Here is a 15873-nt window from a genome sequence, read left to right as displayed (position 1 = left end):
ACAGTGCAAATGTATTGTGTTCCTATTACATCCCTATTTGAAAGGAATTACATTTTTATTAAGAATCTCCTCCATCTTTCCGAATCAGCTTTTCAGTTTCCAATGGATAATCAGTAGTTATATAATCCACCTGCTGGTCAATCATCTTCTGAACCATCTCCATATCATTGACTGTCCACACATTCACCTTCATACCCAACTGATGTGCTTCAGCAATCCATTCCGGTTTCTCAGCCAATACCTTGATATAATAATCAATACCATTAATTCCTTTCGCCTTCAGGTCTTTAGGAGCCACATCACTTTTCAGATAAGCTATTTCCGAATCCGGAGTCAGTTTCACCAACTGTTCGCAAATGTTCATGCTGAATGAAATATATTCCACCTGTTTCTCCATTCGCATCTTTTTCACTTTATCTACAATGATTCTTACCGCTTCATTTTCCGCTTCTTCGGTTCTGTGAGGCTTGATTTCCAATATCAGCTGAGTACCAGTCAATTTCTTACCCGCTACCAGATAATCATCCAAAGTGGACAACTTCTCGCCGTTACTCAATTTCAAATCTTTCAATTCAGCAAAAGGAGTATCAAAAATGCAAATTCCCTGAATGCTATCGTCATGATTGACTACGATTTCCTTGTCCTTCGTCAGTTGTACGTCGAACTCCGAACCATACACCTTTGCCTCTGCAGCCTTTGTCAAAGAAGCAATAGAGTTTTGGGCAGAACCTTCACATTTCCAATATCCGCGGTGGGCAATCACTTTGGTCTGGGCAGTCCCGGTCAAAGTAACAGCACACATGGCAAAAACCATCATTAGTTTACTTAGTTTCATCTTTATTTCTTATTTAATCATTATCTATTAGAATCCATATCTCAAACCTATCTGAACCTGAAAAGGAGTACCGTTCAGACTGGATACACCTGTGTTGGCATTTACATTATAAGTATATTGTTTGGCATCTTTGTCAAATCCCTTGATACTATAAATTTTCTGTGTTCCCAGATTATGACCGGCTCCCCAATCTTTATTCAACATATTGGCCACATTGAAAATATCAACAGACACTTCCAGATTCTGCTTTTTGTAAGTCTTGAATTTCTTGGCCAGACGAAGATCTAAAGTGCCATAGAAACCATTGACCCCTCCATTACGTTCGGCCACTTTCCCAAAACTCTTACGAATATAATCTTTCACACTCTTTTCCGCATCCGGATTGTTCAATATAGAATTAATACCTTCACGAATATAATCAGGAGTAGCGCTGCTATTCGGATCATATACATAGGCCAGGTCATTACTATCCACAAAGTCACCGTTCACATTTCCATTCACAATCATGGAATAACGTGTTCCCCCGATGCCGGAAAAGCGAGCACCTACGGTAATGCCCCAGAAAGTAGGCGCCGAACCATAAACCACCAGTTTATGACGGAACTGATTGTTGGAGTAAGTCATTTTGCTTAAATCACGGGGATCGTCAACCACCATTTGGGAAAGAGTAGCGGAATTAGCCACATTACCATTATAGGAAGTATTGTCTTTTGTATCGTTCCAAGTATAGCTGAAAGAAAGTTCTCCGTCTTTATAGTAACGCCATGTTCCATCTACGGTGAAAGCGAACTGATTTACTTTTCCCTCGCTGACCAATTCGAGCACACGCCCTACTTTGGTACTTTTACGTCCTTCCATCCAATCAAGAGTACCATCTTTTCCTATAGTAGAAGCAGGTACATAAATACCCCGGTTCCCTTCTGCAGAAAGACGAAAATAAGGATCATCCACCATGTTCCGGTCTATATACATATAGTTGTTACGTCCCAAAGTCATATATCCGCTGACACTCATTTTCAAACGGTCACTGAAGAAGTGAGTGTATGATATATTCGCCTTATAAACCACGGGAACCTTGGCATCCTTGCTATTCATATTGATCGTAGGTACAGCCTTGTCCGCATATTTGGGATTATTCAGCAAATCAATACCCGGAGCCGTGGAAGGATCTTTCCGATACCCTATAAAATCGGGAGTGGGAACTATATCCGGTTCTTCTTCCGTATTCTTGATATCAACCGACATCACTTTCGTACCATCAAATACCATATTATTAATCATGGCATAGTTATTGATATCAGATGCAAAGATTCCCCCGCCAATACGAAGAATATCCGTGTGCTTGTCATTAAAGTCCCAAGTAATCTGGACACGAGGCTGAATCTGGAAAGTAGAGAGTCCATTGTCTGTACGCAGTCCCAATTCATCATACACCAGTTGGCTGAAATTACCTTTATTGAAATAAGTGGCATTATCCAAACGTAAGCCTGCCATCAGCTCGAATCCTGTGAACAGTTTAGTCTGCAACTGGGCATAGATACCTGCATTCAATATATTTTGGCGTACACGCTGATTGTTTTGGTCAGGATCCAAATACACTTCACGTACATAACGAGAAGGCTTCAATGCCTCGAAATTATCCAGTCCGGTAAAATAAAAACGCCCGTTGGCCTCACTACCGTAACGAGAATTCAGATTCGTGTACATCAAATCAAAACCATATGTATAGTTTACCTTATTGGTATTATAATAATAATTATCTACCAACTGAAGTACGTGGTTATAGAAATTCTCGGGGCTATAACGCTGACCACCCAGCTGAATGGTAGTAGTCGCCGTATTTCCATCTATTTCCGATTCTACACGTTGCACAATGGCACGTGGAATATTATCAGCCGGCAATTCACTGCCCGGCATGGATTTTTCCAATGTATAAAGATGTTGCAACTTCAGTTCGTTGGTACTGCGTGGTCCCAGTACAGAACGTAAAGTAAGTAAAGCACTGTTGTTCAACGAATGTACATCACCATACACTTCATAAAGATTGATAGCACTATTGTCGCTCAAGCCCATATTGTTATTGTCATTCACAAAATTATCAGTAAACGATAACAGGTTTGTAGCATTAATCTGCCAGTCCAGACGAGCAAATACCGCATCGGTATTCTGTTTTTTATCAAAAGACCCGAACTGAGGATGGTCCGACACTCCATATTTATTGCGGGCTATTTCCAGAAAGCGGTCTCTGGTTTCCGTAGTCAAATTATAACGCTTTTCATCGGCAGCATTATGAATATCGGCAATATACAACGGACGTGAATCAGCCTGATGATCCCAAGAAATAAAGAAGTGGGCACGGTCTTTCACCAATGCACCGCCCAATGAGGCTCCAAACTGGTAAGTAGAGAAATCATTCGAGCGCTTGTTGCCGCGGATATCATATTTGCTGGACAACCAGTCGGAACGCAGATAAGTGAAAGCGCTACCTGTCAATTGGTTGGTTCCCGATTTGGTCACCGTACTAATAGTACCTCCTCCGGCACGACCGTTAGTCACATCATATTCATTCGTCACGACTTTAAATTCACGGATAGCCTCCATCGAAATGGCGTATGGCACCCCGTTGCGACTGGTTGTACTACCTCCCGAAGTAGGGCCCTTGGCACTCATGCCATCAATGGTATAATTAGTAGAAGAAGCCAACTGTCCGGACAGGCTGGAACCTGTACTTAATGGTGACAGGTCAATGAGCGAAGTAAAGTTACGCCCGTTCACCGGCAGTTTGTTCAGATCATTGGCCGTCACCGAAGTAGCGGCCCCCGTAGTGGCGATAGAATTCTTCAATGAATTAGCCACCACCTGTACAGCCTCCATCACGACACTTTCCTCCTTTAACTGGAAATCCAGACGGAGCACATCACCTTGGTTCAGCGTATATCCTGTCTTTTTCTGATCACCATAGCCTACATAGCTGACGGTGACAGAGTAAGGTGAACCCAAAGGGAGTTGCTTCACAATGTACTCTCCCGTCTCGTTGGTGATAGAACCGGCACTGAAACCGGTCGATTCGTTCTTTACCAACACTGTGGCTCCGATAACCCCCTCTCCGGTTTCGTCAGTCACAATACCTTTTACAATCGCCCGGTAATCCTGTGCGGAAACATAGCCCGCAACGAATAGCGACAAGCATAATAACAACAAAAATCTCTTTGACTCAATAAGAATTTTCATGTTCAAATGATTGATAGCAGTTTAACAATAATACCTATTTTCATTAAATTTAATTTGCAAGTGCAAAAGAATGCTGAATGGATTACGAACAAATTGCTACAAAGTGACAATGCTGTTTCAAAGACAAGGAGATAAAAAAAGTGTGTGGATATGCCCTGCACATCCACACACCATCTATGCTTTTATTACAAAAGAATTACGCTTAAAACGCCTTCTTGTAAAGTTCCAGAATAATTTCTTCCGTCACTTCACGAGGATTGCCCGGCGTACACACATCGGCAATAGCCGAAGCGGCCAGACGAGGCAAGTCTTCTTCCTTAATGCCCAGTTCAGACAAATGTTGAGGGATACCTACCTTGACAGACAATGCCTTCACCGCCTCAACAGCCGCCTTCGCAGCCTCTTCCTGGCTCATGCCATCCTTGTACACATTCATCGCCTTGGCGATATCTACATATTTGGGCAAAGCAGCCGGAACATTGAACTCCATAATGACAGGCAGCAACAGTGCATTAGCCACACCGTGAGGAATATCGAAGATAGCTCCCAACGGATGAGCCATACCGTGAACCACGCCCAAGCCTACATTAGAGAATGCCATACCTGCAATGTACTGTGCCACGGCCATGCCGTTACGAGCTTCCGCATTGGTAGGCTCGAAAACAGCAGTTTCCAGATAACGGGCAATCATTTCGATCGCCTTGATCTCAAACATATCGCTCATTTCCCAAGCGCCTTTGGTTATCAACCCTTCGATGGCGTGGGTCAGTGCGTCCAAACCGGTAGAAGCAGTCAGCCCTTTAGGTAAAGTGTACATCAGTTCCGCATCCACAATAGCGATGGCGGGAATATCGTTCGGGTCTACACAAACCATCTTCTTATGGTTTTCCTCATCCGTGATGACATAGTTGATAGTCACCTCGGCGGCAGTACCGGCGGTAGTGGGCAGTGCAATGATAGGCACTGACTTTTTCTTTGTAGGAGCCACACCTTCCAGTGACACCACATCACTGAAGTCAGGATTATTAGTGATGATACCAATCGCTTTCGAAGTATCGATAGACGAACCGCCGCCGATAGCCAGAATAAAGTCCGCTCCTGATTTTGCAAAAGCTTCAACTCCTGCCTTTACGTTACTTACGGTAGGATTCGGTTTGATTTCACTGAATATTTCGTATGGAATACCTGCATTCTCCAATACTTTCAACACTTTATCAGCCACACCGAATTTAATCAAATCCTTGTCTGTAGCAACAAATGCCTTATGCAAGCCCAAACGTTTAATCTCTTGTGGAAGCACTTCACGCGCACCCGGGCCGAAGTAAGATACTTCGTTTAATACGAATCTGTTAATCATAGTTTTTTTTAATTATGTAGTTTGGTTGCAAACTTAGTACAAATTCTTGAGAAAACGGCTCCTTAAAAAGATTCTTATAGTATGTTTTTTGGCATTCATATACCCCACCTTCAGACCATTCAGCGTGGTTAACACACTGTCACACAACAAATAAGACTGACAGAAGCCCCTTCAGCCTCCTGTCAGCCCTCTCAGCCGGCCTGATGGACGGGAATTATGCCGCCAGCACCACCTTGTACAGATTTCCTTTCTCCGTATGCATCCGTTCCGCCCCCATGGCGCTCATCATCTTGCCGAAACGCACCACCGTCATGCCGCGCATAGCGGCAGGATAACGGCTCTGCAAAATGGTGAAAATGACCGAAGCCGAATAGAGTTTGAACTCCTCTCCTGCCTCGGGCAGACGGAAGCAACGGTAGAACACCTCCTGCTCTACGGGCATGGCATAGAACTCGCGGTTGCGCAATTGCAGTTCCGCTTCCTCTTCGGCCGAAAACCAATAACGCTCGCCGCCGTCCAGCTCCGCCTTCAATTGGGCAAACAATTGCTTGTGCTCCAGCGGCGTGCAGTCTATTTTCTCCTTCACCTCGGCACAAAGATAACGGCGGCTGCCCGTAGGGTCGGTCAGCAAGTCCTTATGATTACTGGTTCCTATAAACGAGGCCATACGGGGCAGGTGACTGTAGGATGAACGGTGAGACTTACGGAAATCCAACTTCTTCATCTGCATCAGTGTCTTGAGCAACGGCAGTTTTTGAGGAGAAAGACGGTCATACTCATCCAGATTAATCAGCCCGAACTGCGCCAGTTTCTGTTCGCAGCCCGACTGGCCCGTCAACTCAAAACTGTCCGTGTAATAATCCCGCAACCCATCGGGCATCAATAACTGACAAAAAGTAGATTTACACTTGCCCTGCATACGGCTCACCAACATAGGGGCCACTGCATTGGCGCAACGGTCCATGCGTCCTGACCACTGGGCGGCCATTCCCAGCATCCAGCGGTGGAAGCCGTTTATCCAGAAAGTTTTCTTCGAGATGCGCTGCGCCAGCGGAGTGATACGGTCCACTCCGTCCCATTGGGGCAGTGCATCCATATAAGTAAGGAAAGGGTGATAATCTTCCAAGCGTTCCGAATGGAGCAGGCGGCTCACATCTTTATCCCAGCAATTGATGCGATGACGGTGCGCTTCCAGGCACAAGGTGTTCAAGGTACGCTGAGTCACTATCTTATAAGGTGTGTCCGTCCCTTGCCCCTTCGCGCAATATTCGGGCTGTTCCGTCAACACGTTGAAACGGAACTCATAGTGTTTCCACAAGTAGTTCTCCAGACGGTCTTGTACTTCCCGATTATCCGCAGCCTGTTCTTTTTCCCTTTTATCCGAAGAAGGGCCTGCCTGTTTCGCCGTTGCAGTTTCACCGTTCCATAACTTGCACCATTCCATCACCTTCCGAATCATTTCTTTCATCATGATTTTATTGTTTTTTTAGTTGTTGTTCCCACAAAGATAGCACATTGAAAAGCCTTTGTCAAAGGCTTTCCGGCCTTTCGGGATGAAAAGTGACTAAGCGTAAACATCCTTATGTAAAAGGGATTTCATCAGGACAAGTTTGTGTTTTCGTCTTGAAGAATCAATCGTTTCACTTGGGTGATGAAGTTTCATCACTAAAGTGGTACAAGTTCATCACTAGAGTGATAAGGTTTCATCACTTTAGTGAAATGATAAACTTATCAGGAAGTAACTGGATACATAACAAGGAAGATAAAAGATATGCTCCAAGAAAAGACAGATAAGTATTTCTTAAAATACAGGTATGACGAACACACCTCTCATCTAACAGGTAAGAACAAAAATATGGGCTGGAAGTAACTGACAGGAAACTGAAGGTTCTCCTATCAGGATACTTCCCTATTTTACAAGCTGTTAGACCGGCTGAATGAACTGAAGAAGCACTCCGGTTTTCATGTATTGAAGCCCCTTTTCCGTCATTACAGCTGGTTCACCGCCGTCAAATACTTATCCATCGTTGTAGCCTTCTTTATTGCTTTCTTTATCTTCCGGTCCGCATCGGGCAGCAGGTATTCCCAATAAGGCTTCATTTTACTCAGCAATTGCGCCTCTCCCTGTAAATGGGCTTCATAATATTGAAGAAGGCGTGCGTGAAGCGCCTTCACCTTTTCATGCAATTTATCGGGAGAAAAAGAGATTCCGTTTACATATTCCCAAGCCAATGCAGGATTGGCCAGCAACCCGCGTCCCAGCATGACGCCCTCCAGGCAGGGAAATTTCTCTTCCACTTTCCGGATATCCTCCACCGTCAGTAAATCGCCGTTATATACCAACGGATGCGCGCACTCCTCATAGAAAGCGGTGAACGCAGCCAAGTCCACCTCTCCTTTGTACTGTTGCTTCCCGATACGCGGATGCAGAACGATCCGCCGCAAGGGGGCAGCGTTCAGCAAAGGCAACAACGGCCGCCATTCATCCGCACTCTCCCATCCCAATCTCATCTTAACCGAAAAACTCAGTTCAGGATAATGTGTCAACTCTTTCAATAAAGCTTCTACCTCGGCAGGATAAGGCAATATGCCGGAGCCCTTGTGCTTTCTTGCAACCAGCGGAAAAGGACACCCCATATTAAAATCCGCTTCCTTATATCCTTTCTCTGTAAACAAAGCGGCCAACCGTTCCAGCTCGACAGGAGTGGACGCGATGAGCTGAGGCACTACATGGGAAACCGTATTGTTTTCGGGAGCAATGTCCCGTACATCCCTGTTACGGAATCCTCCTCTCTCTATTCGTACAAAAGGAGTATAATACGCATCTATTCCACCAAAAACTTCCTCATGAAAGTTTCTCCAGGGGGCTTCCGTAAAACCTTGTAAAGGCGCAGCATATAGTTTCATTCACTTCTTTTTTTTAGTTTAGATGCAAAGTAACACATTTTTCTTATACCTTTGCTTTATGGAAAAGTATATTTATGAACTGAAGATGAAGGTACGCGATTATGAATGCGACCTGCAGGGTATTGTGAACAATGCCAACTATCAACATTATCTGGAACATACACGCCATGAGTTTCTCACATCCGTAGGTATCAGCTTCGCGCGTTTGCACGAGGAAGGAGTGGACCCGGTAGTGGCACGGCTCACCATGGCGTTCAAAACTCCGCTGCGCAGCGGTGACGAATTCGTTTCTAAACTCTATCTGAAAAAAGAAGGTATTAAATATGTGTTCTATCAGGACATCTTCCGTCTGCCCGACATGAAAGTGACTGTCAAGGCCACTGTAGAATCAGTATGCGTGGTAAACGGCAGATTAGGGGACAGCGCTCTATTTGACGAGACTTTCGCCCCCTACTTGAGCGAATGACACAAGACGAACAAATTTGCAGCCTGGCCCTGACCCGGATACCGGGATTGGGACTGACAGGCGCATTCAGACTGGTGAGCAGTCTGGGAAGCGCCACCCGTGTTTTCGAACACCGCAAAGAGCTGTCACAATTGGTCCCCGGAGTAAGCGAAAAGATCATTACTGCGTTGAATAACTCCGAAGCTTTCCGGCGTGCAGAGCAGGAATTAACTTTCTGTGAGAAAAATCATATCCGCTGCCTCACCTTAAATGATGAAGGTTATCCCAGCCGTTTGCGTGAATGTGATGATGCTCCGCTAGCTTTATTTTATCGGGGAAATGCCGATCTGAACACGCTGCATATTATTAATATAGTAGGAACCCGTCATGCCACCCCTTATGGGCAGGATATCTGCACCCGTTTCCTTGCCGACCTGTCGGCACTGTACCCGGACACCTTGATAGTAAGCGGACTGGCATACGGCATTGATATCCATGCACATCGCGCCGCCCTGCAGAATCATTTCAAGACCATAGGTGTATTGGCCCACGGACTGGACCGCATTTATCCTGCCGAACATCGGAAGACAGCCGTCAGCATGTTGGAACAGGGAGGTTTGCTGACCGAATTTACAAGCGGAACCAACCCCGACAGGCAAAATTTCGTGAAACGAAACCGCATTGTAGCAGGTATGAGTGACGCCACCGTCGTTATCGAGTCCGCCGCCAAAGGGGGAGCCCTCATCACCGCCGAACTGGCGGAAAGTTATCACCGGGACTGTTTTGCCTTTCCGGGACGATGCAATGATGAATATTCCATAGGCTGCAACAATCTGATAAGGAAAAACCAGGCAGTGCTTATCACATCGGCCGAGGATTTAGTGAAGGGTATGGGATGGGAAAGCAGCCCCAAAACTGAGAAAACAGTACAACGGGAATTGTTCCCTGATTTAAGCGAGGAAGAAGAACGAATAGTAAAACGACTCGGCAAAATACCGGAAGGATTACAAATCAACACATTGGTGATAGACACCAACATACCTGTAAACCGAATGAGTGCATTACTGTTTGAATTAGAAATGAAAGGGGTGATACGAGCACTGGCAGGAGGAGTGTACCGATTAATAATGTAACCATGTATCAATATACTCATGTACTCATTGACATACGGTAGCTGTATTGTGAACGGACACATGAGTATATTGATACATGGTCATTGCACTCCTAATTCGGCAAAGCCCATCGGACTCTCGTTTTCCACCATCCTCACTGCTTTCAGCAATACATATCTAGCCGTTACCGGAGTGAAATAAACCGATTGGAGAATCGGATTATTCTTGATATTCGAGAATTCCCCGCTGCTCACCACTTGATTCACAGCATTGGCCTCCATACCCACTGAAATCTCATAAGCAGCTATCAGTCCTTTGTTATACTCGCTCTGATCGGGTAGATAATGGAAGGAAGAAACAGTCTGTTCCGTACCTAAATCTATCAAAAGCGTATTGCCATCCACAAAGCAAGTCGTGGCGGCATCTTTATCCGCACATTTTCCGGCTTCCGCCTCATCTACCTGCGGCAATGTAAACGGATACGTTTTCAGTTCTTCCGCTTTCGCAGTAAACACATCCGGGGTTTCTCCTGCATAATAAGCCTCTATATTATTGATACACAAGCAAGCGCGTGATTCCATAAAGTTTATACGAAGTTTGTCCGTAGTGACTGTTTCAAAACGAAGCAAACGTTTATAACCGATTGTGGTTGTCTCTTCATTCAGCTTCACAGGCAGCCACTCCCCTTCTTTATTATATTCCACCACAAAGGATTGTACACGCTGCCCCAACGGAATATATTCCTGCAACAGCATACGGTTCACCTTTTGCGGAGCCGGCCATTCAAACTCGATGACAGCCGATGTGACACTATCCTCCGTAGCCCAATATGTATCATATTCTCCATCCGTCACCGCCTTTGCAGTGTACTTTCCACCCCGTTCATTGGAAACTATCGGAAGAACACCTTTCAACAGATTGTTTGCCAGCTGTTTCTGAACATTCTTATAAAAGTCAACCGCATTCGCCGAATCTACCGGATGAATCAGCCCATCCCGGTTTACAGGGAAATTGAGCAACAAAGTCGCATTGTGCCCCACACTGCGGTAATAAAGGTCTGTCAATTGCTCCACCGTCTTCACCCTGTCATCTTCCTCCGGATGATAAAACCAGCCCGGACGGATAGACACATCACACTCGGCAGCCGTCCACTGATTGCCGTCCGCATGACCGTATTGCAGTTCCCTGTATTTAGGATATCCCGGATAAACCTCTCCGGCACGCAGGAAAGACCAGTTTGTAGCTCCGGCAAAGCCATTCTCGTTACCTACCCAACGGCATCCGGGTCCGCCATCCGAGAAGACAACGGCCTGCGGCTGATATTTGTCGATCATCTCGTATGCACGCGCATAATCATAATAATTTTTCCGGTCTATGGTACGGGAGTCTTTGGCTCCGCCATACCAGCCATCCCCTCCATTAGCTCCATCAAACCAAATTTCGAACACCGGACCGTAATGGGTCAGCAATTCGTGTAACTGTTGATAGAAATAATCCACATATTCCGGAGTTCCATAATTGACCTGATGCCTGTCCCACGGTGAGAGATAGACAGCGAATTTTATACCATACTTTTTACAAGCCTCCGAAAGGTCACGTACGATATCTCCTTTTCCATCCTTATAAGGTGTGTTACGGATACAATATTCGGTCAGCCCCGTAGGCCACAGACAAAACCCGTCATGGTGTTTTGCCGTAAGGATAACTCCTTTCATCCCTGCCGCCACAAAAGTTTTCACCCATTGCTCGCAGTCCAGTTTAACCGGATTAAACGTGGCAGGGTCAGAATCTCCATAACCCCATTCACGGTCATTAAAAGTATTCAGTCCGAAATGCACGAAAGCATAAGTTTCCATTTTCTGCCAGTCCACCTGCTTTTTCTCGGGAACAGGAAGAACAGGCTCAGGAGCGTTCACCACCGGGGCGCAAGCATTCAGCAATGCGACAGCAGCCCCCAAGCATAAAAGGTTTGTGTGTCTTTTCATGTAGATTGTTAGTTAGTTTACATTGACACAAAGATAACATAAAATCCATTGGATGAAAACAAGAAACAGAATATTTTAAAAAATCAACGGCATTAAGGAGCTGATGATTAGGAGAATGGAAAGAAACAGAAGGTACTAAAAAAAGAAAGGAGCAACGCCTTGCTCCAACCTTTGTTAACCTTAAATCTAATACTATGAAAAAAATCACATGACAAATGTACAACTTACACTCAATACCTCCAAATATTTGGTTCATTTTTGCTTTTCATTTAGTATTATTTCACAAATACAATCGTTTTCGCACACAGTATTACAATCCGACAAGAAAAGCGGGGTTAAAAAAGGAATATGAAACATTATTCTATCAATATCATAGAATGATTCATTCCTGTCTGCTGGAAAGTAAAAAACAAAAAGAAAGTATTCCCTCATGTTATCCATCCAAAATAAAAGTAAGTCCCCTGCCCTTCTCATTATCCAACCGCCAAAACTTGCAAATTCTATCCAATCGCTTCACAAACCCTTTCAAGTCCGAAAATAGAACATTTAATAAGTCTTTTTTCAGATTTTATCACCTATATTTGCTTCATACATAATGGTAATTCATGAAAAAACGCACTACTATATTCAGCATATTTGTGCTTTTGTGCCTACTGCCAAATAGCATTTATGCCCGGACAATAGAGTACGAAACCCCCAAAGACACCACGTTGGACATGACGCTCTATTTTGACCTGAATGCCCGACAGGTAAACAAGGATTACCACAGAAACGGTAAAACGCTGACGGTATTGGATTCTCTACTTGCCAATCCTGCCCACAGCATCCATCTTAATTCCATTATTCTGGTTTCACCGGATTTATATAATGGTAAAAAAGAACAGGGCATACCGCTGGGACAAAAAAGAAGTGAGGAAGTAAAAGTGTTCTTATGTGGGAAATATCCGCAGGTCAATACCGTCCAAATCTGTATCCGCAAAGGAGAAGAGTACGGGGATGCCTTACGGAAACTGATACTGGACGACAGACTGGTCCCCGACCGGGAAGATGTATTGGCATTGATAGATTATCACCATGACAATCCCGTAAAAATGCAAGATTTCTTGCAACGCCTGGACGCCGGCATACCTTATCAGTATATTTCTGACCGAGTGCTACCGGAACTCAGACGGACAGAGATAAGAGTCTGCCTGTCTTATCCGGAAGAAAACGGAGGAAAAAACTCCTCCGCAGAACAGGCAGCAAGGATAGAAGAAACTGAATTCATACCGATTGACAGGGAAACGACCGTTACGCCAATGACGATGCAAGTACTTCCACAGAAGGAAAGAACACAAGTAATAATAGAAACAGAAAAAACAGTAATAAAGGTAGAAAAGAAAAAAGAGACAAAAGAGAAACGGAGAAAAAAGCCCAAAGAAAAGGCAGCAAGAAGAAACCAGACAGCCGACAACACAGTGCTTGCACTGAAAAATAATTTATTGTACGACCTGGCACTGGCACCTAATATAGAAATAGAAATTCCTGTAGGAAAGAGATGGTCAGTGAATATGGAATATAAAAGCCCCTGGTGGTCCAACAGCAGTAAAGAAATCTGCTACCAACTGATTTCGGGAGGAATAGAAAGCCGTTACTGGCTGGGCAACCGTGAACTACACAACCGATTGAACGGACATTTCTTTGGATTGTATATCGAGGGAGGTATCTACGACTTTCAGTTTAAAGGAAACGGCTACCAAGGTAAATATTACGGTGCGGCAGGATTCACTTATGGATATTCCACTTTGTTGTCACGACATCTGGCATTGGAATTCAGCCTAGGCATAGGCTATCTGACCACGGAATATCAAAAATATACTCCCTATGAGGGATCACTAGTCTGGATGAGTAGCGGAAATTACACCTTTATAGGCCCTACGAAAGCAAAAATTTCGTTGGTATGGTTGATAACCAAGAAAAGAGGAAGAAAATGAAAAAGACAAGGTACGCAATTCTTGTACTTTTATCTTCACTATTGACTTTAGTGGGATGCAGCCGCCGCGAGATTCTGGACGATTACCCCGTAACAGGAATAAACATCCGTCTGAATTGGGAAGGAGTAACCGACCGTCTGCCGGAAGGAGTCCGGATCATCTTCTATCCCAAGGACAGCCAAGGAAGGAAGATTGATACCTACTTACCGGCGAAAGGCGGAGAAATAAAAGTACCTCCGGGACATTATTCGGCAGTGATTTACAATTATGACACCGAAGTAGTGCAAATAAAAGACGAAGGTAGCTACGAAACAATAATGGCATGTACAGGAAGCTGTACGGGACTGGGTGCCGAGGAAACAAAAGACATGGTATGGGGACCGGATAATTTTTATGTAGCAACCCTGGACGATGTAGAGATAGGAAAAGAGGAAGAATTACCGACACTAGAGGTAAAACCAAAATCTGTGGTAACCACTTACACTTTTTCAATAAAGACAGAAGGGCTGAAAAATGTTGCATCCATCCTGGGCAGTGTTTCCGGAATGGCTGAATGTTACCACCTGGGCAAAGGAGCCAGCCTATGCCGGTTCGCTCCTATTTATTGTGAAACCAGTAAAGGGAATGGGGCTATAAAAGGGAGTTTTACCTGCTTTGGGCATCCCAAACTGACGCAAGCAAGAGCCGATATCACTCAGTTTCTGAACTTGATTATAGTAAAAGTGGATGGTTCCAAACAGGAAGCGAAAGTAGAAATAACGGAAGCGGTAAAACCTCCTGAAGATAAAGACGAACCGGGAGGAGGTGATGAAAAACCTCAAGAGCCGGAGATAGAGATCGAACTTCCGGATGATGAGAAGATTGTGGTGGATGATGTAGAGATTCCTCCTGATGAAAGTGACGGTGGATTTGATGGGAACGTTAGTGACTGGGATGATGAAACGAATGTAGAATTACCGGTCGGTTAAAATATAGAATAAAGAGTCATAGAATTATTAACTTAAAACACATAGGATATGAAGAAGATTTTATTTGCAGCTTTAGCTGCATTGGCAATCACAAGTTGCTCACAGAATGAGATTGATGGTATTGACAATGGAACTCCAAAAAGTAAAAATGAAATAGGAGTAAACACGATTGTCAAAAAGAGTTCAAGGGCCACTGTTACAAGTAATAGTAGTTTCACGTCTTTTAAATTACATGCCTATATAATTAAAAGCAGCGATATCGCCACTTCAGGATGGGGTAACGCGTATATGGATGGCATAGAATATAAAGGAGGTCAAGGTAATTGGGCTACAACAAGTGGTACTTTTTATTGGCCTATAACAGAAATGCAATTTTTTGGATATACCGATGATGTAACCTATACAGCACCTGCTAGTTCCAGCGCTTATCCCACCATCAGCTATACCCTTCCTGATACCCCGGCCGATCAGAAAGATATTATAGTAGCTTATTCCAAAGATATAACTAAGCCAAGTGATAATACATTAAACCTTACATTCCAACACATCTTAACCCGTATAAACTTTGCTGCAAAACTAGCTGACAGCAACTATACTTACACAGTTGAAAGCATAACTATCACCGGTGCAAAAGGTGGTGCCGCAACGTACACATTCGGAGGAACTGAAGGAAAAGGTGGAAATTGGAATATCACAGGAAGTGCACCTGCTAGTGGTTATAGCTATACATTTGATAACACCGTAACAGCCAAAGATGATATTTATGATTATACACAAAATAATAATTCATTAATGCTGTACCCACAATCTCTTACTGATGCTAAAATTACAGTCAAGTATAAAACAGAGAAAGATAATGCAACATTCTTTAACGGATCAAAAGAAGTAGCTTTAACAGGAGAATGGACTAATGGGCAAAGTATCCGCTATATACTAACTTTACCGGTTGGTGCAGAAAAAATGAGTGTAAACACAACATATGATGAAGATTGGAATGCCACTGATAACGAGCAAACTCCTAAAACTCCTGTATTATAAGAAACCAACAAACTATAAATTA

The 15873-nt window shown here is 44.1% G+C and carries 11 protein-coding genes; 5 read left to right on the top strand and 6 right to left on the bottom strand.

Annotation, left to right across the window (positions count from 1 at the left end):
* Nucleotides 1–58 precede the first annotated feature (58 nt).
* The 5 genes from GKD17_RS00210 to GKD17_RS00190 all read right to left on the bottom strand — a co-directional run bounded on the left by GKD17_RS00210 (nucleotide 59) and on the right by GKD17_RS00190 (nucleotide 8330).
* Nucleotides 59–835: a glycerophosphodiester phosphodiesterase gene (locus GKD17_RS00210; protein ID WP_007834395.1), complete on the bottom strand. Its 777-nt coding sequence runs from the start codon at nucleotides 833–835 to the stop codon at nucleotides 59–61.
* A gap of 27 nt (nucleotides 836–862) precedes the next feature.
* Nucleotides 863–4066, bottom strand: a complete 3204-nt coding sequence (locus tag GKD17_RS00205; RefSeq protein ID WP_007834391.1) for a TonB-dependent receptor — start codon at nucleotides 4064–4066, stop codon at nucleotides 863–865.
* 202 nt (nucleotides 4067–4268) lie between these two features.
* On the bottom strand, nucleotides 4269–5423 hold the full coding sequence (fucO, locus tag GKD17_RS00200) for a lactaldehyde reductase (RefSeq protein ID WP_007834388.1): 1155 nt from the start codon (nucleotides 5421–5423) through the stop codon (nucleotides 4269–4271).
* A 214-nt stretch (nucleotides 5424–5637) separates the two neighbouring features.
* Complete coding sequence (locus GKD17_RS00195) at nucleotides 5638–6894, bottom strand: DUF3874 domain-containing protein (RefSeq protein ID WP_007834387.1); 1257 nt, start codon at nucleotides 6892–6894, stop codon at nucleotides 5638–5640.
* Between the two features lie 518 nt (nucleotides 6895–7412).
* Nucleotides 7413–8330, bottom strand: a complete 918-nt coding sequence (locus GKD17_RS00190; RefSeq protein ID WP_007834383.1) for a tRNA-dihydrouridine synthase family protein — start codon at nucleotides 8328–8330, stop codon at nucleotides 7413–7415.
* Between the two features lie 58 nt (nucleotides 8331–8388).
* On the opposite strand from GKD17_RS00190, the gene GKD17_RS00185 reads away from it, so the two are divergent.
* A complete protein-coding gene (locus GKD17_RS00185) occupies nucleotides 8389–8796 on the top strand; it encodes an acyl-CoA thioesterase (protein WP_005843849.1) in 408 nt (135 codons plus the stop codon).
* The gene (gene dprA, locus GKD17_RS00180; protein WP_007834378.1) at nucleotides 8793–9908 is read left to right on the top strand and encodes a DNA-processing protein DprA; all 1116 of its coding nucleotides are present in this window, start codon (nucleotides 8793–8795) and stop codon (nucleotides 9906–9908) included. Before GKD17_RS00185 ends, dprA begins: the two co-directional genes overlap by 4 nt.
* 80 nt (nucleotides 9909–9988) lie before the next feature.
* Here the strand turns inward: dprA and GKD17_RS00175 are convergent, their stop codons facing one another.
* Nucleotides 9989–11872, bottom strand: coding sequence for an alpha-L-fucosidase (locus GKD17_RS00175; RefSeq protein ID WP_007834376.1), 1884 nt, complete (start codon nucleotides 11870–11872; stop codon nucleotides 9989–9991).
* Nucleotides 11873–12477: 605 nt separating this feature from the next.
* On the opposite strand from GKD17_RS00175, the gene GKD17_RS00170 reads away from it, so the two are divergent.
* Genes GKD17_RS00170 through GKD17_RS00160 form a run of 3 tightly spaced genes read left to right on the top strand, consistent with a single transcriptional unit; the run spans nucleotide 12478 to nucleotide 15851 of the window.
* On the top strand, nucleotides 12478–13845 hold the full coding sequence (locus GKD17_RS00170) for a DUF3575 domain-containing protein (protein WP_007834372.1): 1368 nt from the start codon (nucleotides 12478–12480) through the stop codon (nucleotides 13843–13845).
* Complete coding sequence (locus GKD17_RS00165) at nucleotides 13812–14813, top strand: DUF5119 domain-containing protein (protein ID WP_007834370.1); 1002 nt, start codon at nucleotides 13812–13814, stop codon at nucleotides 14811–14813. The genes GKD17_RS00170 and GKD17_RS00165 overlap by 34 nt, the downstream gene beginning before the upstream one ends.
* A 48-nt stretch (nucleotides 14814–14861) precedes the next feature.
* Nucleotides 14862–15851, top strand: coding sequence for a fimbrillin family protein (locus tag GKD17_RS00160; protein WP_007834368.1), 990 nt, complete (start codon nucleotides 14862–14864; stop codon nucleotides 15849–15851).
* Nucleotides 15852–15873: the final 22 nt, after the last annotated feature.

It is taken from the genome of Phocaeicola dorei, assembly GCF_013009555.1.
In the GTDB taxonomy this organism is placed as follows: Bacteria; Bacteroidota; Bacteroidia; order Bacteroidales; family Bacteroidaceae; genus Phocaeicola; species Phocaeicola dorei.
This window is presented reverse-complemented; position numbering and strand designations above follow the sequence as displayed.